Below are 24408 nucleotides of genomic sequence, written 5' to 3' on the forward strand. Positions count from 1 at the left end.
TGCGTTTGAATCGGGCGCGGACCTCGTCCATCAGATGGCCGCGACCGAACTACACCCTGTGCGTGTGTCGCGACAGTGAGATGTTGTCGCCACGACCCCAGGAAGTCTGCCGGGCGCGCCTGTACGAACCCTAACGAACACTGGTGACACCACTGCCTCGCGAGCTTCCCGACCCATCGCAACTGACGGTCACTTGCCCTACAAGAGTTGGCCATTCACCCGATAAGCAACACCTGGCCGCTAGTGTCGGCTCATGCCGCTCATCACACCTGCAAGCCTCTCCCTCGAGCTCCAGGTGGATCAGAAACGCATTCGCAACGCCCTCCGGGAGCTGTACGGCACGCTTCCAACCGGGACGACGCGCTGGGAGCTCAGCGAGGAGCAAGCGGACGCAGTGCGTTCACATTTTCCCGCAAGCGAGGCCAGCAAGGAACGTCAGTGGACGCTCGAGATTGGCGACATTGTCCGTCGCCGCGAGATCCATGATGCCTTTCGTGGTCAGCAGCAGGGCGGAATCTCGACTCCGAAGAGCATCCCCGCCATTCTGATCTTCACCGACCCAAAGGAGGGCGCGAAGTTCGGCTACGACCGGTTCGAGGGGCTCCGGGAGGACGGCTCCTATTCGTACACGGGCGAGGGGCAAGAAGGCCACCACGAGTTTCTCCGCGGGAACAAAGCTCTGCGTGATGCAGCTGCCGATGGCAAGACAATCCGTTTGTTTCGGACGAGCGGGACGATGGCAACCTACGTCGGCGCGTTCACAACGGGTGAGCCCGTCTATCGAACAGAAAGCATCCCCGACGCGAAGGGCGCTCAGCGGCTGGGAATCATCTTCAACCTCGTGCCCATCGATGCCGACACCACGCTCCTCCCTCCGTATGGCGGTGAGCGCTCGGCAAGTCCCATGATCACCGATTGGACGGAGCCAAGGCACTCCGACACCGTCGTCGCCCAAGATGAGCTGGTCACCACCGGAGAACGAGTGGTTTCGCGGGTTGAATTCGAGCTGCAGGCCGACTTCGGTCGTTGGCTCAAGAGTCAAGGACACGTAATCAAACGGCTTAGGCTTCCCACGGAATCGTCCACGATCGAGCCTGACCTCTACGTCGAGTCGAATGGCTGGATCGTCGAGGCAAAGAAGTCTTCCGGCCGCGCATACGTGAGGACCGCGATAGGTCAAGTGCTCGACTACGCGCACATCGCGCGCAGGGCCGGCCTCTCTGTCAGCCCAGTCGTCCTCTTGCCGGGTCGTCCCGACGGAGAACTCCTACAGCTCATGGGAACACTGGACATAGTGGTCATCATGCCGCGCAACGGTCGGTTTGATGTCATCTACTCAGAAAGTGCCGCCCAGGACGGGGCGCGCTTCGCGAACGGTATATCAAAGAAACCTGACACGGCAAATGCGCAGGACGGACCAGGGATAACGGACACAAGCGAGGAGATGAAGCAAGATCACGCCACTCTTCAGCGCGGCGAAAATGAGCAGATACCGCAACGCGTGCTCGAACCCGGTGGGCCCACCCCTAGCTCCGATAAGGCGACATAATTCCCGAAAATAACAGGAGCAATCGCAAACACTATGAGTGATCCCACCGCAGACCGACCAGTTTGCGCAAAGATGCAGCTACTCCTGCTGGTCCTCCTTATATAGCAACTCAAACGTCGCCCTTGGGACCCCTTCAATTTGCATGAACAGTGAGTTCAGTTGCTGCGCCCGCGTAATGTAGGGTGCCAGCAGCCGCCCCACTCTCCGATCGGACACCTCGCTCCATGTCAAGAATGCCGCCGACTTCAAGTCGAAGCGATAAGCACTATCCTCGTGCAGCGCATGGAAGACGATGCTATTCGGTGATTCCCTGGTCATATCGGAGAACTTGTTCTTACTCTGTGGCGGCTCCAGACGAGTTCCAGGGACGGCATAAAGGCGAGTTATCACATCTTCTCCTGACCGACCCACAACAGTCTGACATGCGGGTGTCAGATTTAGCCAAACAACGTCGACGTTATCGGCATCAGAGAATAGGTCGCCCGGCATGATGACATCGGCATGCAGTCTAGATTGGGGAATGACAGTTCGACCGTTGAATACCCGACGCATCGACGATGTCGACAAACCCGTCTCGAGGTCGCCTCCAATCGACTCCGCATCAAATTTCATGACGTCGATCCGATGCAGCAAGTTGGCCGTCAGTGTTGCAGCCAACTCGAACGAGGGCTCCACGTGATCCTGAAGCGCGTTGCGCCACACATAAGTCGGCCAATTTGAGTCCAACTCATTGAAGTCAGTAAAGAGGCGATTAATCGCAATCTCATACTGCTGTTCCCAAACCTTGAGAACAGAAAGTGCAAGATTCGAGTCGACCCAAGATTCCAAGTGATTCAACAAATCATCAACCACCGCCGACTTACCAAAAACACGGATCCGCGTGTCAAGACCACCAGACGGGCCGAAGCGAAGGTTTTCGCGAAGCTGTCGTTCAATATCGTCGGTATCCTCCGCACTCACTATGAAGACGGGACAGAAAACCTCACTCATGAACTCAGCCAAGAAATCGAAGAGGGACGTGCGCGCATATGCACCGAGCGTGGATCCACCTAGACCCCCGAACGAGCCCGGACTGAGATCCCAATCAAGTACCAAGAAAGACAGCGACCGCCAATGCTCGATATAGGAGACATCTGGTATCGAATCGAAGGCCGCAACGGGGCGGCCATGGGCCGCTAAGGCAACTTTCATGCGATACGCAGCCTTGTCAGGAAGATTGACCTCATCGTCAATGAACGCGACCGGACCATTCAGTATAGACACTATTCCCCCGTACTCTCGAAAACAATGGAGAAGTTGGCCCCCGCCAACGACCGCGAGCTCTTTTCATCCGATACGTCTACTGAAAAGCCGTTGCGCAACCCGACTTCCCGTGCGATGTAAAGGCCCAGACCCTTACCATTATCTCCCTTTCCGGAGTAAAAGGGCTCAAATATATAGTCTTCATCCGACGGCGAGATACCCGGTCCACTGTCAGAGACTTGTATAGTGTTCGCCGAACTGGCGAACACCCGAATGATCCGAGAACCAGCACTGGCATGCATGAGCCAATATGTCGCATTGTCAACAAGATTTATGAAACACTGCAATACGGCTGCCTCGGTTGAAGTCGCGCGGAATGCGCTACTATCGTCGATTTCAAACGTAATGTTTTGATCTCGATGAAGAGCTGAATACATTGATCGCACGCGACGGATGTACATAAATACATCAAGTGAAGCTCGCTTCTGTCTCGTGGAAACGAACAGCCCTTGCACGTCCTGGAATCTAGAGTCCACAAACTCTAGCCGCTGGACCAGGCTTCCCATTTCGGCGTATACGGCGTCTCCTCCGAGACCAAGTTCGCGAAGTTGACGAAGGATCCGTCGCGCCAGACGTAGCGACTCGGTGCCGGCGGCTATCAGATCGTGAGAGGCAGACTCGACGGAGAGCCCAACACCCGCAAGGTCTTGAGTTCGTTCGAGTTGAAGCTTCGAAAGCTCCCTCTCCGAAGCGATGGCTTCACCAATACGCGTAAGACCCCGCCGCACCGTGCTCGGCAGCGCCCGCTCCTCCATGAGCTCCGCAAGGTCGCGATCTACAAGATGAGTTCCCCTGAGCGCCCGCTCTCGCAATCGGCGGTTCGCCGCCGCATACTGCTCGTACGGCTTTGCCCGGAGAAAAGCTAGCACCGTCTGAATTAGTGCCACGAGGTCACCGCTGGCTCTACCGGCGTCGATCAAGCCCTCACGGTTCGTCTTGTCCTGAAGATTCGGGTTGGCTGACTGAGTGATTGTTACATACCCGACCGTCTGATCATTGCTGAACATCGACCTTGCTGATTGGGTTCCGCGAATTCTATCAATCTGAAGCCAGTCATCTTCGGGGTCTCCATAGGGGTACACGCGTATACCATCTCGATAGAGATAAATACGGTGACCTTTCAAGACGCTCTTGTCCTCACGGTCCAATTGATGTGGGCCGGGAGCCGCAGAGGAGAAATCGAACACATAAAACTCAAAATTGAAGGATCCGCAGCTTATGCTCGGCGACTCGCCGCTATCTGCGAATCGATCCCTGAAGGGCCGGAGGCCGCGAACTTCTCCCGAGTCAATGGGCAGTTCAACTCTGCGGTCGTTCACATTGAAATGGAAGACACGGTCCGTCTGGTCGAATCTTCCCTCCGTGACGCGCAGCACGGCGCGTTCGAACAAATTTGAGAGGTCGAGCGCGCGTTTGCCAGTCAGTTGCTGATCCACGCCGTCCACGAGGAATCGGACTTCAAACTCGTTGGACGTCTCCAGTTTCCTCTGCTGGTGCGGGACGGGCGAGTCTTCCCCTGGCGCCCACATGAGTGGCTGCATCCGCTCCATGTCGGCGAATGCTTCCTCGAAGTCCCGCGTACCCCAGTTCGATCGCAACGCCGAGATCTCGATCCGTGTGCCGTGTCCAGAAGCCTTGCTGCCGACACGGTCCCCCGTGAAAACGCGAGGCTTTTCGACGTCGAGACTGCCTGCGAGTTCATCCAAGTAAGCGACGCCAGCGCCGCTGTGGTCCGGCCCTTCGTCCAGGCTGGTCAAATCGACGAGTAGGCTAACTTCTTCCGACTCGCCAATAGCCCGACTTGTCACAAGAACGATGCTTCCCAGCTTGAAGGAGGCAAACCGTCCGATACCCTTCTCGCCTTGCATGACACGCCCGAGTTCGGTCGTGCCTTCGGTGCGCTTACGGATTTGCTTCGACGGTGTAGCAGGATTCATCCAGGCTCCCCGTACTACCTGTTCCGTCATCCCCACACCGTTGTCAGTGATTACAATGCTCGAAGTTCCGTTCGCTGACCCGTCAGGTTCGAAGCCTTGAAAATCGACTTCTACTACTGTCGCGTCTGCGTCATAGGAATTCTTCACAAGTTCGACTAGCGCTATCCGGTCGTTCTTAATGAGCTGCTCGCCAAGCATTGTGAGAAGCCGCGCATGAGGCCTAAAGCCTACAAGTTCATTCACTAGATTCTCCCCGCATGTTTAGAACCACTTCGAATCGCATCCGTTTCGATACAGCCGAAGAAGCATCGCTGGACTTCGTCGCCATGTATCTGTTCTGCGGGGGAATTTCACGCTCACTACGAGTAACGAGCTGGAAACCGGAGCTTTCAAGCGCTCGCTGAGTGATCAGATCGTTGCGAATGTAGTTACCCTTCAGAGTGGAATTTCCCACCACTACGATCGCGGTACCATCTTTCCGCAAAACTCGACGCAGCTGGTCCGAAAACTGAACCATATCGTGGGCGAAGCGCAACAAGGTTCGTTTAGGTAGTACATCAGGCTCGGTGACCGATTGCTCTATCATTGCGCACAGCTCGGTCGCACGAGAATCCGGCAGGGTGTCAAGCCCTCGTTCGGCACCGATACTGTCTCTTCGTATTTCTCTCAGAGTCGGTATCGAATACCCGAACCATATTAGGGCTAGTTTGTGTCCTCGCAGATAGTCCAACGCGTTCAAGTAGGGAGGCGAAGTGACGGCCATGTCAGCAGACCCATCCTCGATACCTCCAAGGGTTCGTGAATCCCCCAGCCTTACCGTCGCAGTTCCGCTGTGTTGGCGAAGACCCAGGAGCCGAGACAGATTTCTTGCGGACTTTTCGAATCCGTCGAAGACATCGAAATCCGAGTCGCTGATAACTCGGTGAGGTCTGCTGTGGGCCGCATCCGCTGCAAGTGAAGCCTGGGGTGACTTAGTTACTATTGTCCGACTCAGCGCAACCATGAGTGTCGTCCGTTGAATGTCATCGGGTATCTCAGCTATGCAGGCCGCTAGTTTTATGAGCTGGTGTCGCTGCGAGGCTCCGAACCAATAGTCGGCAAACCTATCAGTCTCCTCGTCGGACCAGGGCGGGGAGGCATGCTTGGACTTGGCAGATTTAGCTATGTCAGCCGCGATGCCACCTAAAGTAGCGAAGTCCGCCCGTGCCGTCGCGACTGTTGACATCATCACGGCCAGCGGATCGATGTCGATGCCGAGCGCATGTTGGCCGCGCTGGGCTGCGGCCGCCAGTACCGTCCCCGAGCCGCACATCGGATCAATCACCACCAGTTGTCGACCACCCGAATTCTCTGGGATGGCGTCCAGAGCTATGTCCGGAGCCATACGAGCCGGAAACGGATGAATACTTCGTGCGCTCACAGCTACCCCTGTCACTACGGTTCAGTGCATCAACCTACCCTGGTTCTCCCGCTCATGTCCGCATATTGCCTCTTGAAGGCCACAGATGGCACCTGCGACGCGGTCCCACTGGATGGCCCTGCCGTGCGTCGGACGCCCGGGGGCGCCGTTCGGCGGACCTGAGTGGTCCTATAGGTTTGAGTGTGCTCTTTCCCGCCGAGTCTCGGCCCCCCCGACCAGGCCGCCCAGGCAAGCATGCTGACCTGCTTGTGGTCCTATCGAATCCACCGCTCACCACCTCAGGTGATCGGACGCGCGCTCGAGTGTCCGTACTGGCCTCGCTGCTGTCCGTTCGCAGGGTCTCAACTGCCAACCTCTTCGCTATTCCGACTTATCGCAGTGGCGGCATCTCTGAAGAAGGCTCCAATCCTGCGGGCTGGCTGGCAGCGCGACCACCCTTGTCGGCAGCACTCCTCTCCTGCGACGCTGTACTCCTCGCCTACGGGGTGCAAGAGCCGTCGGGCGTGGCCCGAGCCCATTTTCGAGAACAGCTGAACTGGTTGTTCACGGAAATACGTGCTCGGAAAATCTCTACCTGGACTGTCAGCGAAAGGCCGATGCATCCCACGCGGTGGAATCGATACACGCACTCGCACTTCGCTGACATGTCATTCCCGCTCGCCCTGCTGGCATCAATTCACAGAGTAGAGCTCTAGTGACAGCAAGAAGTTCTTTATTTCCCCCTAAGTAGAAGACTCGCCCTAAGTACTCAATTTCTAAAGCTCACGACTAGGCGAAACTCGGGTCACTGTTCTGGTCTGAACTGGCGGTGCGAGCTCATCCGTCGACGTAGGTAATGTCGAATGCTCGGATCGCTTGCATACACATACGTCCCCCGGATGCCGCGCGTGAGCAACACCGTGTAGATGTTCGTGACGTAGCGCAGGAGATCGTCGTCTGAGTAGGTCAGGCCGAGAGCCGGGTTGTTCTCCTTGCCCTTCTTGTCGAAGTAGGACTCTCGGTGGAAGACGATGCGGTTCGTCTCAGCGTCGTACCGCAGGTCTGGTCCGATGATCACTCCTGCGTAGTTCAGGTCGTATCCCTGAACGGTGTGGATCGAGCCGACTTCCTCGAGGGCCTTCGATGACGCGATCCAGTCGGTCTGCGTTCCGTTCCAGCGCATGGAGACGTCACCGATCACGATGTCGAACGCCTCCTTGTCGTTCTTCGTCTTCCACTCCCATGCGTAGCCCGCGACCATTCGCGCGAGCCCGAACTCGGCGTCCCGCTTGCGGATCTCCTCCCGCATCTCAGCGAGGTCGTCGAACAACCTGAGGTCGTACTCGCCGAAGTCCGGCGCCAGCTCGATCTCCACCTGGTTTCCGAGGATGTTCCGGACGTAGTCCACGTAACCCGACCCCGCGCGCACGCGCATCTGCGAGGCGAGGCCGGCGTATCGATCAGCAGACTGCGCTCTGGCGACCAGCTGGTGCAGGTCCTCAGCGGGAACGTCCGCGGGACGGACACTCTGTCCGGCGTCGAGCAGGAAGATCTGGTGCGCGCTTTTCGCGATGATCCAGTCGAGCTGCGTCTTCGACTTGTCGTCCGCGCCGAACAATGTGGTCGTGATTTCGCGGAACTGTTTGTTCTGTGCCGCGGATGGTTGGTTCGCACGCCGATTGAGCCGGTGCGCCTCATCGACGACGAGGAGATCGAATTCCTCGTCGGATGCCCCGACATCGAACGCGGTCATCACCATGTCCGGGTGCAGGCCCGGCGTCTTGCGGAACACCTGCTTGATCGAAGCGCGCAATGACTGCTGCGGGACGACGATCCCGACCTTGAAACCCTGCAGCAGCTCACGGTGACGCTCGGTGAAGAACGACGAGAAGAGCGTGTCATCGTCAGGTTCGTCGAGGGCAGCTGAGCCTCGGATGTCAGCAATCAGTTTCAGCAGGTAGATAGCGACGACCGTCTTGCCGGTTCCGGGATCGCCCTGAACGACGGTCGTACTTCGTTGCGACCGGGTGAGGTCTTCGAAGAGCCCCTCGAGCACGCCTTCGACGGCGATGGTCTGATCAGGTGTGAGCGCTTTGAATGGCGACAGCTTGAAGAGGTCGCTGTTCTCGATCTCGGGAAGGGATCGGGTGAAGACACCATCCGCCCTGAGTCGATCGAAGACGTCCTCGAAGGACTCGCGGTAGCGGTCGCGATCGAAATAGTTGGCGTCGACGATGCCGTCGTTGCGATTGAGCACCTGGTAGGCGCCGTCCCCGGCGAGCATGCGGATCAGGAAGGATTCGAGATCGAGACAGACCGACTTGTTGAAGGTCTCATCCACGATCACCCGAAGGCCGGTGAGATGTTCCTTCGCTGTGGACTCGAGGTGCTGACGCATACGCGCAGCGACGTTGAGCGACTCACCGACATAGACATCACGCTCGGCGGCGACTCCGACCCGCCTCCGTCGCGAGGCCGAAGGAACCTTGGAGGATCCGATCGGCCCATCCAACAGATACACGACAGGCCAATCGCTGAACCGCCGATCGCCCGCCGCCCAGAGCTTTACCTCGGTAGATGTGAAGTCGAGACTCTTGATCTCAAAGTTCGTCATACTTCGCAGACCGCCCCCGCGCTTTCTCCACCGGGTACTTCTCCCGCGTCCGTGCGAGCTTGTCGCGGACAATGGTCTCAGCATCGAGACCGAGCCGATCCGTCAACAACAAGCAGTAGGTGAGGACATCAGCCAATTCGTCGCGCACGCGACCGGTGTCGGCATCCGGTCCCCACTGGAAGCACTCGAGGAGCTCGGCTGCCTCGATGGAGATGCTCTTCGCAAGGTTCTCCGGCGTGTGGAACTGTGCCCAATCACGTTCGGCCACGAAGTCGGCGAGCTCGTCGCGCAGTGAAGGGTCCGCCATTCGGTCAATCTACCAGCGGCAATCGATGCGAGCGGTGAGCTATTGCACGCCCGGATTGCCGAACTGCTCCGCTCGCTCAACATCCAACAACGCATCCACCGACCCCACCTCGGCAACGAGTGCATCCCAACCACGCTCCCCCGCGACCGCGGCCTCGCCGTCCGTGAGCAGCCGCAGCGTCCGCACGTGCCCGACCACCTGGCCGGCCTCGTTCCGGATCTCGTCGAACGACGCTCCCCAGCGCGAAGGGGTCACCAGGAGCGCCGAGATCGCCGTCCCGTTGAGGAACGGCGTCCCGTTACGCCACGGCGCGAGCACCGGTGGTACCCGGCGGTTGGTCGCGATCTCGTTGATCACGATGCGCAGCGCGACCATCGCGGCACCCTGCTGACCGTCGACGACCTCCACCGCGAGCTCGATCCTCTCGCCGGAGTCGGTCGCGAGCCGTGACACCCCTGAGGTGAGGATGGTCACCGGCCCGTTCTCGGGACGCTTCTCGATCACCATCACCGACCCACCGATGCGGTCCTTGAACACCACCGGGTCCAAACCGAGGGCGTCGAAGATGTGGAGCGGGAAGGCGTCTTCGCCCGGGACGAGAGGGACATCGTTGCTCATGCGGCGAGCCTAACCAAGCGGGTGCTCGGCGAGCCAGAGGGCAGGCACCGAAACCGACGGGTCGAACACGAGCCGACGCGCCCTACGGCATCACCGGCAGTGCCCCCGAGGCGTGCTTGCTCAACGTCTTCACCGACTCCTCGAAGACCGCGCGGTTCTCAGCCGGCAGGACGGACAGCATCAGGCGCTCGATGTTCCGCGCATGCAGACCAGCAGCCTCGACGACCGCCCGCTCACCCTCCGCCGTCAACTCGATGAGCTGAACCCGGCCATCCTCGACAGATGCCCGGCGACTCACCAGCCCCTGCTCGACGGCGCGATGCACGAGCCGCGTCGCCCCACCGGACGTCACGACCTTCGCCTGTGCGATGTCCCGCACCGACAGCCCGCCAGCGCCGGCACGACCGACGATCAGCAACAGTTCGAACAGCGAATGGCTGAGGCCGGTCTGCTCCTCGAGCTCCTTGCCGAGCAGATACTCGAGCCCGTTCGCCGCGCCCAGTAGACGACCGAACGCCAGGATGCGCGCATCACTCGCCGCCTCCTTCGCCGAAGCGAACTCGTTCTCAGTCGTCACGTCTCCACAGTAGACGCCGGGGACAGGCCGCCGATCGGTCGGGAGATCTATGTCCAAGGATCGGGAATAGCTGACGAGTCAGCTTTTGTTGCACCTTCATGTACGACGCACCGCAGCATCGACTCGGGCGCACCGAGCCTCGTCCAACCGAAGGATCCACCACCATGACGCTCAACTTCGACGTCTTCGACCTCGACTTCCCCGCCGGTTCGAAGAACAAGTCCGCCGTCCTCGTGACCGGCGAAACCGAGGCGCTCCTCGTCGACGCCGGCTTCACCCGTGCCGACGGCCACCGCCTCGTCGCGGCCATCCTCGACTCCGGCAAGACGCTCACCACGGTGTTCGTCAGCCACGCCGACCCCGACTTCTACTTCGGCCTCGAAGTCGTCGCAGACGCCTTCCCTGACGCAGCACTCGTCGCCACCCCCATCGTCATCGAGCACATCAACGCGTCGTTCGACGGCAAACTGACCGCCTGGGCCTCGCTCGGCGCGAACCTGCCCACGCGACTCGTCCCCCTCACCCCGCTCAGCGGCGACGCACTCGTCGTCGACAGCCAGCGCCTCGAGCTCAAGGGCGCTTCAGCCGCCCTCCCGGACCGCCAGTACCTCTGGAACGCGGAGCACCGCGCCATCCTCGGTGGCGTCCTCCTCTTCCAGCAGGAGCACGTGTGGACCGCAGACACGGCGACGCCGGAACTCCGCGCAGCCTGGATCGAGCTCCTCGACGAGATGCAGGCCCTCGACCCGCAGCTCGTGATCGCCGGCCATCGCCTCCCCGACACCGCGAACGACGCGACCGCCATCGACTACACGCGCTCGTACCTGCAGGCGTTCGAGACGATCGTCGCAGCGTCCGCCGATGGTGCTGCCGCGACGCAGGCGCTCGTCGAGCAGTACCCGTCCTCGGGCATGCTCATCGCCGCCCAGATCGGGCCGAAGGTCGCGAAGGGTGAGATGACATGGGGCTGAACGAGACCACGACGACCGAGCCGTCCTCGGCACCTCGGGACGTCGTGCGGAGCCAGTACCTCGCGTCCGCCGCCGGCGACCTCGACGCACTGCGCTCGACCCTCGCCCCCGACGTCGAGTGGACCGAGATGGCCGGCTTCCCCCTCGCCGGCACGTACCGGACGCCGGAGGGCGTCACGAGCAACGTGATGGAACGACTCGGTGCGGACTGGGCCGACTGGACCGCGCACGACGACACCTACGTGGTCGACGGCGAGAACGTCGTGGTGCTCGCGCGGTACACGGCGACGCACCGCGGCACGGGCAAAGAACTCAGCGCCCGGGTGGCCCACCACTTCGCCGTCCGCGGCGGGCTCATCGTGCGCTTCGAGCAGTTCGTCGACACGGCGCTCGTCCGCGACGCGAGCCGGTAGCGACCGGCGTCATCAAGCGAAGGGGCGGGGCTGACACGCCCCGCCCCTTCGCTATCGGCTTGGACCACGAACAGAAGACGGCAGTGATCCAGAGCGTCGACCTCGGTACGGTGGAACCAACGCAGCAGAGAGGCACCACGCGCATGTCCACTTCAAACCAGCCGCCCGCCCAGAACCAGCCCTACCCGCTGCCGGTGCCCGGCCCGGCTCCGGTGAAGACCGGCAAGCGCGGCAACGGACTCGGCATCGCCGCCCTCATCGTCGGTGGGTTCGCGCTCATCGGTGCGTTCATCCCGATCTTGAACTACGTCGCCGGGTTCGTCGGTCTGGTCGGCCTCGTCCTTGGCATCATCGCGCTGTGTCTGAAGAACCGGAAGAAGGGCTTCGCTGTCGCCGGCACGATCGTCTCGGCCATCGCGATCGTCCTGAGCATCATCCTCGCGATCACGTACACGGCCGGGTTCGCCGGGCTCATCGGCGACGCCGTGAAGACCGCCGAAGCGAAGTCCTCCGAGGCAGCCAACAAGGAGATCTCCGTCGTCTACGAGGTCAACGGCACCGCCACCGACGCCTCCATCACCTACTCCACGTACTCGGCCGGCAGCAGCAGCACCGAGCAGTCCTCCGGTCAGGCACTCCCCTTCATCAAAGAGCTGACCGTCAAGGCCGGCGAGCAGTACGACTTCGCCTCCTACTCCCTCCAGGCGCAGAACGGCGCGGAGGACACCGGGTCCGTGAGCTGCAAGATCACCGTCGACGGCGACGTCGTCGCCGAGCAGACGTCGACGGGCGCGTACGCGACGGTCTCGTGCTCCGCGTCGGGTGCCGACGGGGTGACGGAGAACAAGTAGGGCGTCGGACAGTCACACATTCCGCCTCAGTTCACCGCGTCAAAGCTCGCCTGCCTCGTTCCCGACATAACCACTGCTCTCCCTTCGCGGCGAACCCCCGCTCCTCAAGGGCGACCCACGACCCGCCGCCCGACGCGATGACAGTGCGTTAGGATCTCCGTCAAGCCAAAATTAGGCAAACAACTCACTTAATCGACAGCTGCGGGCTTGACGACATGCTTAGCGCGCAGTTCCACCACCGGGGACTGGGACATGACATCAGAGGCTTTTTGGGCGACTACCGGTGCCGGCATTCTGAGCGGAGTCGTTGCAACGCTGGTCTCAGGAGGGCTCGTGTGGCTTGCCGCCTTCATTCGCCAACGCCGCTCCGGACCGACGGCACCGACCGCTGCCCTATCGGCAAATGGCCCGACTCCGACAAATGGCACAGCGGCGACTGCGACGACTGGCTCGATCGCTGTCGGCAACGTACGCGACGGCGATGTCCGCGCTGAGATTAAGAACACCAAGAATGTCAAGAAGAAGACCACGAAGGTCACGTCGACGACCAACGTCACCAATCACACATCCAACGGGGGGACAGCGCAGGCTTCGGACGAGAACTGGTGGGTTGCACCGGCCATCACACTGCTAGTTGCTGCGGCGGCCTCACTCTTCTTCGTCCGCTGGAACGACTACGCCTTTCTCGGGGCATCAATCATCTTTGGGGTCGCCTTCGGTAGCTTCCTCGGCACGACTGGCTGGTCGGTCGCCCGACAGGTGTGGAGCCCGGGCGCAACCCTGGTCGCGATCCAGGCCGCTCTTGCCGCTGCCGCCTTCGTCGCCATCTGGCTAGGGATCAACACCGCGGTTATCGACGGTTGGACGCTCGCATCCCTTCGCGACGCAGTCGCGGTAGCCACGGATACCGCAGTTCCGAGCCAGTGGGGCACTGTGGTCCTTGATGCGATCGGCGGGGCAGGTATCCGGGCGGCCCTGCAGCTGTTCCTTGCGGCAATCGCCTCACTCGCGCTTGCGTGCTTCCTCGCGGTGACGATGGTTGATTGGTGGCGGTACCTCGCAGCACTGGCCGGCAAGATCAAAAAGAAGAAAAAGGCAAAAAGGGCGCTGCGCTTTGAACGAGCAGACGGCGCGGCGATCTTAGGACGAATAGTGCCGTCGCTTCTCTTGTCTATCGTCGGCATCGTGGCGGCGTGGGTTCAAATCAACCCGGGTGGTGTCGGGGCCTGATTCGTCGGCGGCTTGCTATGCGATGGCGCACCGCGGACTGAGGAACCCCTGGCCGACCACTTGAACGCTCCTGTCGCAGCGATGACAGAGCTCGGGGCGGCCGGCCTCCACGCGAGCATGAGGGGATACGACTGGGCTTCCATAGCCGCAGCGGCCTCGTGGTCCCGCCGGAGCGCCGAAGAGCGACTCGAGAGGGTAGATGCAGCGCGTGGACCCAGGGTTCCTCATTCCTTCGAGACGCTGATCTCCACCGGCGTCGGGTTCTGGAACAGGTCGAGCACCGGGCAGTGCGCATCGACCGCGGCGCGCAGCTCCTGGTACCGGTCCTCGGTCTCGGGGCCGCTGATGCTGATGTTCAGCCGGATCGTCGAGAACCCCGCGCGAACCTCGTCAGTGATGCCGAAGAGGTTGCGCACGTCGAGGTCGCCCTCCGCATCGACACTGATGTCGTCGACCTGGATGCCCAGCGCGCTCGCATACAGCCGGTAGACGACGATCTGGCAGGAGATGAGCGCCCCGAGCGCGAACTCCACCGGGCTGGCGGCTACATCGTCCCCGGCCAGTGCGGCCGGCTCGTCGACGAGAAAGCGATGCTTGCCCGCGGTGATCGCACTCGCGACCGAGCCCTCGCCGGAGCCGGAGACGCGGTAGGTGAGCGCCGCACTCGATGGCGCGGAAGCGATCCGCTCAGACCAGGAGGCGCCAGCGGCGGCGAGGCGGTCTGCGCGCTCGGTTGCGGAGACGGAGGGGACGGGGGCCAGGTCGTTCGTGAGGAGAGTCATGCGGACAGTGTCGGCGGTGTGGGCGGCTCCTGGCCAGCGTCCGATGACACAACTCGTCACGAAGGCGACGGCACCGGCCTCAGGAGGCGGGAACGTCGCAACTGACGGGTCGACTCGCGGTCAATACCGCCACTCCCACACCACACTCACATCGAGAGGCGGCGTACGAGCTCCTCGACAGTCGAGAACTTGATCGACTCGACACCCTCTTCGTCGTCCTCGTCGGGCTCGACCTCGACAGCCTCGAACGCGAGATCGGCGTCGAGCTGCACGAGCACCGAGCTGTCGGGGAACTGCTTCGGCGCGTCGAACGAGAGCAGCACGGCGTCGATGAAGACGATCACCGAGCGCAGCACGAGATCGTCACGGAGATCGGCGGTCTCGATGACCTCGTCCGACTCGACGGCCTCCTCGATCTCCGACGCCACCCGGTCGAGCAGCACCTTCCACTCCGCCGTGGGCGTCGACAGGACCCGCTGCGCCAAGTCGGCGAGCGCCGCCGGCTCCGGCTCGCCCTCCTGCTCCTCGGGCTCGGGGTCGACGTTGAGCATGACCTCGGCGTCGATCGCGTCGAAGCGGGCGAGCCCGTAGACGAAGGTGTCCTCGATCTCCGGCGAGGCGATGAGGCCACGACGCGTGAGTTCTTCGGCCAGGGCAGTCAGCGATGCAGTCATGCGCGCCAGGCTATCGCGACCGGGTGAACGGAGGCGGAACGTGCCGTCGCGCTGAGGTGCCCGGATGTGTCGGAAAGCGGGCGAGATTGGAACAGTTCCGGGCGACTCAACACAGGTGGCGACGCCCGCGCACGTTGAGTCGCCTGGAAAGGTGAAGTTCGCCCCCTCTGCGATGCGGCGATCAGTGTTCTCGGAGTCCGGCGAGCAGGAGTTCGACGGCTGCGCGCGCCTCTGACGCCCAGAGGGGACGATCGATCGTAGACGAGATGCCGTGGAGCACGATCATGACCGCTCCGACAGGCGTGCCGGGGCGGATGGCGCCATCGGCGGCCGCTCGCTCCAGGAGGTCGGCGACGGCACGTTCGACTGCGATGCCGCCGTCGGCCAGTACTGCAGGGTCTGTCGTCGCTGCCAGGGCGCGGGCGAGACCGGTGTGGGCGAGCACGTACTCGACGAATCCGCGGAGGAACATGTCGAGGTTCACCCCCGGAGACCGCGACGGGTCGTTGGCCTGGTCGCAGAGTGCGGCGACCTCGCCCTCGTACACTGCGGCGGCCAGCGCGTCACGGGTAGGGAAGTGTCTGTAGAGGGTTCCGACCCCCACGCCGGCGCGCGCCGCGAAGTCATCGAAGCGCAATTGCTCGTCCCGGTCGAACACATCACGCGCTGCGGCCACGATCGCGTCCCGATTGCGGCGGGCGTCCGTTCTCAGCGCTCGGATCTCGGCCATGGCGACACCTCTCATTGACAATTGGAGATCGTCTCCATATATACTCACAAATGGAGACAAGCTCCATTTTACGGAAGAGGCACCAGTTGCGCATCTTGATGTTCGGCCGAGGGGTGATCGCCACGCTGTACGGTCGGGTGTTTCAGGCGGCCGGCCACGACGTCGAGTTCTACGTTCGTCCGGGGCGCGCCGCGGAGTACGGCGACGAGGTGCAGCTGGACTGGATCGATGCGCGCCGGAAACCGTTCGGCCGGCGGATTCGTGAGTCGTTCCGGACGCCGTTTCGGGAGGCGCTCGACCCGGCAGATGGATTCGACCTGATCGTGCTGAGCGTCGGGCACCATCGTCTCGCGGCGGCGACCGCGTTCTTGGCTCCCCGCATCGGAGACGCGACAGTGTTGGTGTTCGGCAATGTCTGGGAGGAGCCACTGACCGCAGTCGCGCCGCTCCCGGCCGAGCAAGTCGTGTTCGGGTTCCCTGGTAGTGGCGGCGGCTTCGGGGACGACGGGGTGCTGAGTGGCGCAATGCTGCCCTCGGTCATCATCGGTACGCCGGATGTCTCGCCCAACCGGAGGGAGGAGGAAGTCCTCCTCGCCTTCCGGCGAGCTGGCCTCGCCGTTCGGCGGGAAAAGGACATGCGAGGGTGGCTGTGGTTGCACTTCATCGCCGACGCCGGCATGTTCGATCAGGCGATCCGGAGCGGGTCGCTGGCGAACATGACGGGCGACCGGCGAGCATTCCGCGACGCTTTCCTGACGACCCGTGAGCTGCTGCCCGTTCTTGAGGCTCGAGGCGTCGACCTCCGATTGCACCGCAACGCGACGCTGCCGTTTCGGCTGCCTGGCCTGATCGCTACGGCCTCCGCATGGGCGACGAGGCTGATTCCGATGGCCAGCCGGAGCCTCGCAGCACACACGGATCCGCACACACCGGAAGCCTCAGCGGTCCTCGAAGACACACTGCGAGAGACGCGCCGCCTGAACATCAGCACCCCTCGCCTCGAGCGCTAGCAACCTGAACTCTTCCCGACGGGCACAGCTGTCAGCGGCACACGCCATGATCGCCGTATGCCCTTCGCAGACGAGCTCCTCGGCGCCGCCGTCGCCCGCACCCTCACCCGCTCGCTCCAGGAGGCCGCGCCGGGCAACCCGTTCGACGCCACGGCCCGCGCGGCCGAGCGGCTCGACGGCCTCGCCCTCCGCGAGCGCGCCAACCTCTTGCGCGACGCCCTGCTCGAGGACGTCCCCGGCGACTACACGACGCTCGCCGGCGTCATCCGTACCGCCCAGGCGACGAACCCTGCCTTCACCGGCTGGCTCATCTGGCCGGTCACGAGCGCCGTCGCAGCCCGGGCGGTCGACGAGGGCACCCCCGACGCCTTCGACGACGCCATGCGACTCCTCGCCGAACTCACCGAGCGCCTGAGCGCCGAGTTCGCCATCCGCACCCTGCTCCGCCACGACCTCGACCGCGCGCTCGCCATCGTCCTCGACTGGACCTTCTCCGACAACGAGCACATCCGCCGCCTCGCTAGCGAGGGCACCCGTCCCTACCTCCCGTGGGCGGTGCGCGTTCGGGAGATCGTCGCGAACCCGGGCGTCACCGTCCCGATCCTCGACGCTCTCTACCGCGACCCGAGCGAGTACGTGCGCCGCTCCGTCGCCAACCACCTCAACGACCTCAGCCGCGACGACCCGGACCTCGTCGTCGCAGCTGCCGCCCGTTGGCTCGCCGACCCCGACGCCAATACTCCGGCGCTCGTCCGCCACGCACTGCGCACCCTCGTGAAGCGCGGCAACCCGGGCGCCCTCGCGGCCCTCGGCTTCGGCGCGGCGACGACGGAGGTCGAGGGCTTCGCGGTCGACAGCGCCCACGTCCCGTTCGGCGGCACGGTCCGATTCGTCGCGACCGTCCGCAACACCGGTACCGACACGGCCCGCTTGGCGATCGACTACGTCGTGCACCACCAGAAGGCGAACGGCTCGCAGACGACGAAGACGTTCAAGCTGACGACGACCGAACTGGCTCCCGGCGAGCACATCCTCCTCTCCCGCGAGCACTCGTTCCGAGCGATCACCACCCGCCGCTACCACCCGGGTGCGCACGGGATCGCGCTGCAGGTGAACGAGGTCGCGACCGAACCGCTGACGTTCGAACTGCTGCCGCCGGTGGAGTGAGGCGGGCGTCACCACGGCCGAGCCCCGGTGCCTGAGCCTGTCGAAGGCCGCACCCGGACGAGCTCGGCGAACCGGGATGGTGCACGACCGAGGGACGGCATTCGGAGGACCACGGCGAACGTTCGAACCTGAACGGCGGCTCCGGATCCACGCCAGGCAGGAATGCAGGACCCCGCCGGAACCGTTCCCCTGAACATGACAACCATCGGAATCATCGGTTCAGGAAACATCGGCTCTCAGCTCGCACGCCTCACGGTGGCGCAGGGTCACGACGTCATCGTGTCCAACTCGCGCGGACCGGAGACGCTCACCGACCTCGTCTCGGAGCTCGGCGAGCACGCCACCGCCGGCACCGCCCTCGACGCGGCCGAGCGTGGGGACATCGTGATCGTCACCATCCCGCTGCACGCGATCGACACCGTCCCCGTCGCACCGCTCGCGGGCAAGGTCGTCATCGACACGAACAACTACTACCCCGAGCGCGACGGCCACATCGCCGAGCTCGACGAGGAGACCACCACCACGGCCGAGATGCTGCAGGCGCACCTGCCGGAGTCGAAGGTCGTGAAGGCGTTCAACCACATCTACGCCGCCGACCTCACCACCAAGGGCAAGCCGTCCGGCACCCCGAACCGCCGGGCCCTCGTCATCGCCGGTGACGACGCCGACGCGAAGGCCACCGTCGCCGCACTCATCGACTCCTTCGGCTTCGAGCCGCTCGACATCGGCGCGCTCTCCGAAGGATGGCGCATCCAGCGCGACACCCCCGGCTACGGCCCGGACGTCGACGCCGACAAGCTCCGCGAACTCGTCGCCGAGGCCAAGCGCTACCGCGACATGTAAGTCACGCCGCATCGCGAATCGCCCCGAGTGGTCGTCCAGGAGGTCCTGGTACGACCACTCGGGGCGATTCGTCGTTCAGTGGCCCGGTGGGTCCGCCCGCCACTCGAGGAGCAGCGGCGCTTCCTCGAACCCGGCACGGCGGTAGACCGGCGCACCCGCGTCGTTCGAGCTGACGGAGACCCGTCCGATGTCGCGAGCGCGGGCGGCGTCGAGGAGTCCGTCGACGAGACGGCCCGCGATGCCACGACCACGGAACTCCGGGCGGACGAAGACACTCTGCACGTCGCCCGTCAGCCGGCGGAGTGCCCCGATGTTGGGTGCGCGGGAGAACACGACGAGCCAAGCCATCCCGACGAGCTGATCGTCGACCTCGGCGACCAGGCACACCCGGGAGTCGGAGTCGACCGCGATCCACGAGACGAGGTCATGTGCGAACAGCGCCCGTTCCCAGTCGGCGAGCGGGGCGGCGGGCGGCGACATCATGAGCTTCAGCTCGGCGAGCCCGGCAGCATCGGCCGGCGTTGCGACGCGGATCACGACCTCGGGTTCCATGGGTCGAGTGTCGCATGGGCTGGCGGGTCCTGCGTAGGCTGCCCGCATGTACCCGCGAAGCTCGCCCACCCCTGCGGTTCGACGCGCGCTGCGGGTCGCCATCGCTGTTGCGGCGATCGCGGCGCTCAGCTCGTGTGCGCAGACCAACGCACCGGTCGATGTCGGTGGACCGGCCACCCGCGCCATCTGGAAGCACAAGGATCCGCTGATGAGAGCCCTGGCCGACGCGCGTGCGACCGATCGTGACCTGTTCCTCGCCGAGCTCCGCAGCACCGACGGCAGCTTCCCCAGCGTCTACTGGAATGGCGACGATGACCCGGCGTCGCTCGGGCTGGAGGACGGAGGAGCGGTCATCTACAACCTGGTCGACGCCGGAGACGAGGCCAGTTTCCAGTGGATCATCGTCACCGGCACCGAAGTCGACCCGGCCGTGTACACCTGCTTCCAGGCGACAGTGCGGTTCGAGCGAGGAGTGGTCGTCGGCTGGAGTTCCGACCACGAGGCGGGGCAACCCGACGAACACTGCGCGGCGGAGATCGTCAATGTCCTCAGCGAGGATGCGCAGGTGGCGCCGTTCTCGGCCTTTGACGGCTGATTGTCGGCCGCACGATGGGGCGGCCGTTCGACAGGCTCAGGGACCCGGCGCCGCGAAGCGGTCCAGGGCCGCACGGAGCACGGCGCTCTCCTCGGTGCCGCCGTGGCCCTCGGTCTCGACGATCGTCAGCTCACTCGCCAGCCAGAGCTGGTGGAGCCGCCAGGCGGTCACGGCCGGTCCGCTGATGTCTCGGCGGCCGTGCACCAGCGCGCCGGGGAGGTGCGCGATACGGTCCATCCGCGACAGCACCGCCCGGTCGCCAGTGAGGAAACCGTCGTGACTCCAGTAGTGGGTGACGAGCGTCGCGAACGCCTCGCGCACGATCGCGTCGGTGAACAGCTGACCGACGCGCTCCGGGTGGTCGAGCGACACGTGCGCGCTCTCCCAGCGGTCCCAGGCGGTCGCGGCGTGTGTGCGGTCCGCCGCGTCGCCCTCTCGGAGGCGGCGCGCGTAGGCCTCGACGACCCGCTCGCCGTCCCGCCGACCACTGTCACCCTCGAACCGCGCCCATTCCTCGGGGAAGACGCGGCCGACGCCCTCGGTGATCCAGTCGACCTCGTCGCGGCTCGTGGTCGTCACTGCGACGAGCGCCAGCGCGATCACCCGATCGGGATGTTCTTGCGCGTAGGCGAGCGCGAGGGTCGTTCCCCACGAGACCCCGGCGACCACCCAGCGCTCGACACCCGAGGCGACTCGCACCGCCTCGATGTCGGCGATCAGGCGCTGGGTCGTGTGCTCGTCGAGCTGCTCGAGCGCGTCCACGATGTTCGGGATGCTGCGGCCACTTCCGCGCTGGTCGATGCCGATGAGGCGGTACCGCGACAGGTCGAAGTGCGAGCGATACCAGCCGGAGCCGAGCGACCCGCCCGGGCCGCCGTGCAGCCAGAGCGCTGGGACGCCCTCCGGGATGCCGGACTCCTCGACGAAGATCGACGCACCGCCGTCGACCTCGATGAACGTCGTGCGGGGGTCGGGTTGCTGGTCGGTCATTCGGGACACGCTACACAGCTCGGGTCCGTGTGCGCTGGCCCTTCGACGAGCTCAGGGGCTGAGGAGCCTCCGGTGCTGCAGCCGCGCTCCGGGGGCAGGGGTCGTAGGCTGTCGGTGATCGACCTCGGGGGACTCGACATGCATCGACGCATCGCAACGACGCTGACAGCACTGGCGCTGGCACTCGGGCTGAGCGCCTGCGCCGGCACGGAGACGACGTACGCGGACCTGCAACGCGACCAGGAGGCGAAGGACCGATTGTCGGAGAGCTCGGTCGGCGCCGACAGCGGTGATCCGTTCACCATCGACCCCGACTCGACGAGGCTCGTCGCCGTCCAGGGGGACTCCGAGGTCTTCCTCGCCTCCGCCACCGAATCCGGTCAGCCGCGGATCTGCGTCATCGTGTTCGCCGCGACGCAGCCCTTCCGTGCCTGCGGCGGCGGCGACCGCGTGGGCGTGAGCGACAGCACGAACGAGTACACGGTGCTCTCCGACGCCGTCGTCGACACCGCGCTCGACCCCGCCGAGGACTGGACGAAGATCAGCGAGAACGTCTTCACCCGCCCGGTCCAACCGACGACGAGCGACACGCAGTAGCGATCGTCCTCCTGACAGCAGGAGAACCGCCCCGCAGCAGGACAGACGGGCTGCGAGCGTCCTGCTGCCGCGCGGACGTCCGGTTCCCGCGCCCTTCGACAGGCTCAGGGACCGCCGTGGCACGTCGGGCGGATACGGCCGCGGGATTGCGTGGGCCCTTCGACAAGCTCAGGGAACGGGAGCGACCGGAGACCTAGGAGACGAGTCGCTCGCGCAGGCGTTCGCCGGACGGGGCAGTGTCCCGCCGGGTCGGGCTGATCGTCGCCCAGACCTCGTCGAGGGAGAGGCCGAGCACCTCTGCGATGGCGGCGATGGTCGAGAACGCCGGCGTCGCGACCCGGCCCGACTCGATCTTCCGCAGCGTCTCCGGCGAGAGGCCGGCATCGAGCGCGATGTCGAGCATCGAACGCTCACCTCTGGCCTCGCGCAGGAGCGCACCGAGGCGCTGACCGCGTTCGACATCGGTGGGGGTGAGCGGAAGGCGGACCATGCGCCCAGTGTAGTACGGGATAGTTTGACCGGTATAGTTATTGGTCGAGCGCCGTTCGCGGCACGAACACCACCGCACCACGAACGCAGCACGCCGATGGAAGGGCCCCGCATGATCGAGATCTTCACCCCCACCGAGGTCGCGAAGGCGCGTCGCACCGGCGAGCTCGTCGCGAACATCCTCCACACGCTCAAGCACCGCGTGACGGTCGGCACCAACCTCCTCGAGATCGACCGCTGGGCCAAAGCGATGATCCTCGAGGCCGGCGCCGTCTCCTGCTACGTCGACTACGCACCCTCCTTCGGTCGCGGACCCTTCGGCCACTACATCTGCACCGCCGTCAACGACGCCGTCCTCCACGGCCTCCCCCGCGACTACACGCTGGCCGACGGCGACCTTCTCACCCTCGACCTCGCCGTCCTCCTCGACGGGATCGCCGCCGACTCGGCCATCAGCTTCGTCGTCGGCACGGCGACCCCCGAGGACCTCGCGCTCATCGAGACCACCCAGGAGGCCCTCGCCGCCGGGATCGCCGCCGCCAAGCCGGGTGCGAAGATCGGCGACATCTCCTTCGCGATCGGCACCGTGCTGCGTGGCGCCGGCTACCCGGTCAACATGGAGTTCGGTGGCCACGGCATCGGCACGACGATGCACCAGGACCCGCACGTCTCGAACGACGGTCGCGCCGGCCGCGGCTACAAGCTGCGCCCGGGCCTCCTCCTCGCGATCGAGCCGTGGGTCATGGCCGACACCGACAAGCTCGTCACCGACGCCGACGGCTGGACCCTCCGCAGCGTGACCGGCAGCCGCACCGCCCACAGTGAGCACACCATCGCGATCACCGAGGACGGCGCCGAGATCATGACGCTGCCGACCGTCACGTTCTAAACGCCTGAAGGCCTGTCGAGCACACTCGACCGGCCCGGCACACCGTGTTTAGGCTGGTGAGATGACCGACGATCGCCGCACGGCCCTCCGGGGCCGGTACCTGAGCCTCGGACTCGGCGAACTGTTCGCCGCCCTCGTGTTCATCTGGGTCGCGTTCGTCTCGGCGCTCCCGTTGCTCGAACAGCCGACCGATGCGCTCGCGTTCTGGTCGGCCCTCGTACCGCTGCTGGTGATCCTCGTGCAGGCCGGCGTCTACTGGCTGCTCGCCCGGCGGTGGGTCAAGCAGGGCACCATGCCTCCTGGACTAGCCGCCACCTACCGCGGTTTCCGCGTGCTCGACGCGGTCCTGCTGCTCGCGGGACTCGTCGGCATCATCGTCTGGTTCCCTGTCCACCCCTTCGCGGCCATCGGCATCCCGTTCGTCTGGCTCCTGGGTGTCATCGAGTACGTGAACTACTTCGTCGTCCGGCTCGCCTACCCACCGTCCATGTGGTTCCAGCGGATCGGCGAATGGCGCACGCCTCGCCTCATCCAGGACGTCTGGGCGGCTCACCGGAGCTGACGCTCAGCGAGCGGCGCTGAGCCCGTCGATCCACTGCGCGAACGTCTGCACGCCGCGCTGCGCATCTGGCCCGGCGAGGGTCGTGCCGTCGCGCATCGCCTTGCCGAAGCCGCCGGGCAGCGGGATCTGCGCGACCGGGCCGCGGATGCCCGTGGCCGCAGTGTAGGCCTTGACCATCGCGGTCATCCGCAGTTCCTCGGGGCCCGCGAGATCGGCCGGGCGCCCCTGCGGCTCGCCCTCCGCCAGCTCCACCAGGCGCTCGGCGACTTCGCGCGCGGCGATCGGCTGCGAGGTCATCGTCGGCACCATCGTGACCGGCCCGAAGCGGAACCGCTCGACCATCTGCTGCGCGAACTCGTGGAACTGCGTCGCCCGGAGGATCGTCCACGGGATGCGCCCAGTGCTGACGAGTTCGTCCTGCAGCGCCTTGCCCGCGTAGTAGCCGAAGGGCGCCTTGTCGCTTCCGACGATCGACAGCGCGACGTGGTGGGGCACGCCTGCGGCGCCCTCGGCCTCGAGCAGGTTGCGGGTGACCGCCCCGAAGAACTGGCGCGACTGCTGGGCGGACTGCGTGGCCGTCGAGGTCACATCGATGACGACGTCCGCGGCCTCCAGCTGCTGCGCGAGCCCGACTCCGGTGGCGAGGTCGACGCCGGTCGCACGCGACAGCACGACCACCCGGTGTCCGCGCTCCTGGGCCACCGCGACGACGTGTCGCCCGACCATCCCGCTGCCTCCTGCGACGACGATCTTCATGCGA

Annotated in this window: 26 protein-coding genes; 12 read left to right on the forward strand and 14 right to left on the reverse strand. The window is 64.4% G+C overall.

The genetic code is table 11. The features are described from left to right. Nucleotides 1-253: 253 nt before the first annotated feature. Complete coding sequence (locus IFU30_RS16260; protein ID WP_192006080.1) at nucleotides 254-1549, forward strand: hypothetical protein; 1296 nt, start codon at nucleotides 254-256, stop codon at nucleotides 1547-1549. 78 nt (nucleotides 1550-1627) lie between these two features. On the opposite strand, the gene IFU30_RS16265 is transcribed toward IFU30_RS16260, so the two are convergent. The 7 genes from IFU30_RS16265 to IFU30_RS20745 form a co-directional block, all read right to left on the reverse strand. Continuing rightward, the gene (locus IFU30_RS16265; protein ID WP_192006082.1) at nucleotides 1628-2812 is read right to left on the reverse strand and encodes a hypothetical protein; all 1185 of its coding nucleotides are present in this window, start codon (nucleotides 2810-2812) and stop codon (nucleotides 1628-1630) included. Continuing rightward, nucleotides 2812-5031, reverse strand: coding sequence for an ATP-binding protein (locus IFU30_RS16270; RefSeq protein WP_192006084.1), 2220 nt, complete (start codon nucleotides 5029-5031; stop codon nucleotides 2812-2814). The genes IFU30_RS16265 and IFU30_RS16270 overlap by 1 nt, the downstream gene beginning before the upstream one ends. After that, on the reverse strand, nucleotides 5024-6208 hold the full coding sequence (locus IFU30_RS16275) for a hypothetical protein (RefSeq protein ID WP_192006086.1): 1185 nt from the start codon (nucleotides 6206-6208) through the stop codon (nucleotides 5024-5026). Before IFU30_RS16275 ends, IFU30_RS16270 begins: the two co-directional genes overlap by 8 nt. Nucleotides 6209-6992: 784 nt before the next feature. Beyond that, a complete protein-coding gene (locus tag IFU30_RS16280; RefSeq protein WP_342450885.1) occupies nucleotides 6993-8585 on the reverse strand; it encodes a DNA/RNA helicase domain-containing protein in 1593 nt (530 codons plus the stop codon). A 202-nt stretch (nucleotides 8586-8787) separates the two neighbouring features. Beyond that, nucleotides 8788-9108, reverse strand: a complete 321-nt coding sequence (locus IFU30_RS16285; protein WP_192006088.1) for a nucleotide pyrophosphohydrolase — start codon at nucleotides 9106-9108, stop codon at nucleotides 8788-8790. 39 nt (nucleotides 9109-9147) lie between these two features. Then, the gene (locus tag IFU30_RS16290) at nucleotides 9148-9726 is read right to left on the reverse strand and encodes a suppressor of fused domain protein (RefSeq protein ID WP_192006090.1); all 579 of its coding nucleotides are present in this window, start codon (nucleotides 9724-9726) and stop codon (nucleotides 9148-9150) included. Between the two features lie 82 nt (nucleotides 9727-9808). Beyond that, nucleotides 9809-10303: a MarR family transcriptional regulator gene (locus IFU30_RS20745; RefSeq protein ID WP_192006092.1), complete on the reverse strand. Its 495-nt coding sequence runs from the start codon at nucleotides 10301-10303 to the stop codon at nucleotides 9809-9811. 164 nt (nucleotides 10304-10467) lie between these two features. On the opposite strand from IFU30_RS20745, the gene IFU30_RS16300 reads away from it, so the two are divergent. From IFU30_RS16300 to IFU30_RS16315, 4 genes are all read left to right on the forward strand, one after another. Then, on the forward strand, nucleotides 10468-11274 hold the full coding sequence (locus IFU30_RS16300; protein WP_192006094.1) for an MBL fold metallo-hydrolase: 807 nt from the start codon (nucleotides 10468-10470) through the stop codon (nucleotides 11272-11274). Then, nucleotides 11265-11687: a nuclear transport factor 2 family protein gene (locus tag IFU30_RS16305; RefSeq protein WP_192006096.1), complete on the forward strand. Its 423-nt coding sequence runs from the start codon at nucleotides 11265-11267 to the stop codon at nucleotides 11685-11687. The genes IFU30_RS16300 and IFU30_RS16305 overlap by 10 nt, the downstream gene beginning before the upstream one ends. Nucleotides 11688-11830: 143 nt before the next feature. Then, nucleotides 11831-12538 (forward strand): MmpS family transport accessory protein, encoded by a 708-nt coding sequence (locus tag IFU30_RS16310; protein WP_192006098.1) that lies wholly within the window; start codon nucleotides 11831-11833, stop codon nucleotides 12536-12538. Nucleotides 12539-12790: 252 nt separating this feature from the next. Further along, entirely contained in the window at nucleotides 12791-13768 is a 978-nt protein-coding gene (locus IFU30_RS16315; RefSeq protein ID WP_192006101.1) for a hypothetical protein, read from the forward strand. A gap of 224 nt (nucleotides 13769-13992) precedes the next feature. Here IFU30_RS16315 and IFU30_RS16320 read toward each other — a convergent pair whose 3' ends face one another. The 3 genes from IFU30_RS16320 to IFU30_RS16330 all read right to left on the reverse strand — a co-directional run bounded on the left by IFU30_RS16320 (nucleotide 13993) and on the right by IFU30_RS16330 (nucleotide 15954). Then, nucleotides 13993-14550 (reverse strand): OsmC family protein, encoded by a 558-nt coding sequence (locus IFU30_RS16320; RefSeq protein WP_192006102.1) that lies wholly within the window; start codon nucleotides 14548-14550, stop codon nucleotides 13993-13995. A gap of 146 nt (nucleotides 14551-14696) precedes the next feature. Next, nucleotides 14697-15224 carry a cytochrome C5 gene (locus IFU30_RS16325; RefSeq protein ID WP_192006104.1) on the reverse strand — a complete coding sequence of 176 codons (528 nt, stop codon included), beginning with the start codon at nucleotides 15222-15224 and terminating at the stop codon, nucleotides 14697-14699. Nucleotides 15225-15405: 181 nt separating this feature from the next. Then, a complete protein-coding gene (locus IFU30_RS16330; protein WP_192006106.1) occupies nucleotides 15406-15954 on the reverse strand; it encodes a TetR/AcrR family transcriptional regulator in 549 nt (182 codons plus the stop codon). 86 nt (nucleotides 15955-16040) lie between these two features. Between IFU30_RS16330 and IFU30_RS16335 the strand changes: the two genes are divergently transcribed. The 3 genes from IFU30_RS16335 (at nucleotide 16041) to IFU30_RS16345 (ending at nucleotide 18974) form a co-directional block, all read left to right on the forward strand. Next, entirely contained in the window at nucleotides 16041-16964 is a 924-nt protein-coding gene (locus IFU30_RS16335; RefSeq protein WP_192006108.1) for a ketopantoate reductase family protein, read from the forward strand. Nucleotides 16965-17021: 57 nt separating this feature from the next. Next, a complete protein-coding gene (locus IFU30_RS16340) occupies nucleotides 17022-18131 on the forward strand; it encodes a DNA alkylation repair protein (RefSeq protein ID WP_192006110.1) in 1110 nt (369 codons plus the stop codon). Nucleotides 18132-18326: 195 nt separating this feature from the next. After that, on the forward strand, nucleotides 18327-18974 hold the full coding sequence (locus tag IFU30_RS16345) for an NADPH-dependent F420 reductase (protein WP_079003400.1): 648 nt from the start codon (nucleotides 18327-18329) through the stop codon (nucleotides 18972-18974). Nucleotides 18975-19049: 75 nt separating this feature from the next. Here IFU30_RS16345 and IFU30_RS16350 read toward each other — a convergent pair whose 3' ends face one another. Further along, complete coding sequence (locus tag IFU30_RS16350; protein ID WP_192006112.1) at nucleotides 19050-19526, reverse strand: GNAT family N-acetyltransferase; 477 nt, start codon at nucleotides 19524-19526, stop codon at nucleotides 19050-19052. 46 nt (nucleotides 19527-19572) lie between these two features. Here IFU30_RS16350 and IFU30_RS16355 point away from each other — a divergent pair, with 46 nt between their 5' ends. Next, on the forward strand, nucleotides 19573-20121 hold the full coding sequence (locus IFU30_RS16355; RefSeq protein ID WP_192006114.1) for a hypothetical protein: 549 nt from the start codon (nucleotides 19573-19575) through the stop codon (nucleotides 20119-20121). Between the two features lie 36 nt (nucleotides 20122-20157). On the opposite strand, the gene IFU30_RS16360 is transcribed toward IFU30_RS16355, so the two are convergent. Continuing rightward, nucleotides 20158-21111, reverse strand: a complete 954-nt coding sequence (locus tag IFU30_RS16360; RefSeq protein ID WP_192006116.1) for an alpha/beta fold hydrolase — start codon at nucleotides 21109-21111, stop codon at nucleotides 20158-20160. Nucleotides 21112-21225: 114 nt separating this feature from the next. Here IFU30_RS16360 and IFU30_RS16365 point away from each other — a divergent pair, with 114 nt between their 5' ends. Then, a complete protein-coding gene (locus IFU30_RS16365; RefSeq protein ID WP_192006118.1) occupies nucleotides 21226-21708 on the forward strand; it encodes a hypothetical protein in 483 nt (160 codons plus the stop codon). Nucleotides 21709-21901: 193 nt separating this feature from the next. Here the strand turns inward: IFU30_RS16365 and IFU30_RS16370 are convergent, their stop codons facing one another. After that, nucleotides 21902-22198 carry a helix-turn-helix domain-containing protein gene (locus IFU30_RS16370; protein ID WP_121292442.1) on the reverse strand — a complete coding sequence of 99 codons (297 nt, stop codon included), beginning with the start codon at nucleotides 22196-22198 and terminating at the stop codon, nucleotides 21902-21904. A gap of 111 nt (nucleotides 22199-22309) precedes the next feature. On the opposite strand from IFU30_RS16370, the gene map reads away from it, so the two are divergent. Both map and IFU30_RS16380 read left to right on the forward strand, forming a co-directional pair. Beyond that, on the forward strand, nucleotides 22310-23086 hold the full coding sequence (gene map, locus IFU30_RS16375) for a type I methionyl aminopeptidase (protein ID WP_079706538.1): 777 nt from the start codon (nucleotides 22310-22312) through the stop codon (nucleotides 23084-23086). 61 nt (nucleotides 23087-23147) lie between these two features. Further along, nucleotides 23148-23648 carry a hypothetical protein gene (locus tag IFU30_RS16380; protein WP_192006120.1) on the forward strand — a complete coding sequence of 167 codons (501 nt, stop codon included), beginning with the start codon at nucleotides 23148-23150 and terminating at the stop codon, nucleotides 23646-23648. A gap of 3 nt (nucleotides 23649-23651) precedes the next feature. On the opposite strand, the gene IFU30_RS16385 is transcribed toward IFU30_RS16380, so the two are convergent. After that, nucleotides 23652-24404, reverse strand: coding sequence for an SDR family oxidoreductase (locus tag IFU30_RS16385; protein ID WP_192006122.1), 753 nt, complete (start codon nucleotides 24402-24404; stop codon nucleotides 23652-23654). Nucleotides 24405-24408 lie beyond the last annotated feature (4 nt).

The organism is Plantibacter sp. CFBP 8798, from assembly GCF_014841195.1.
Lineage (GTDB): Bacteria > Actinomycetota > Actinomycetes > Actinomycetales > Microbacteriaceae > Plantibacter > Plantibacter auratus.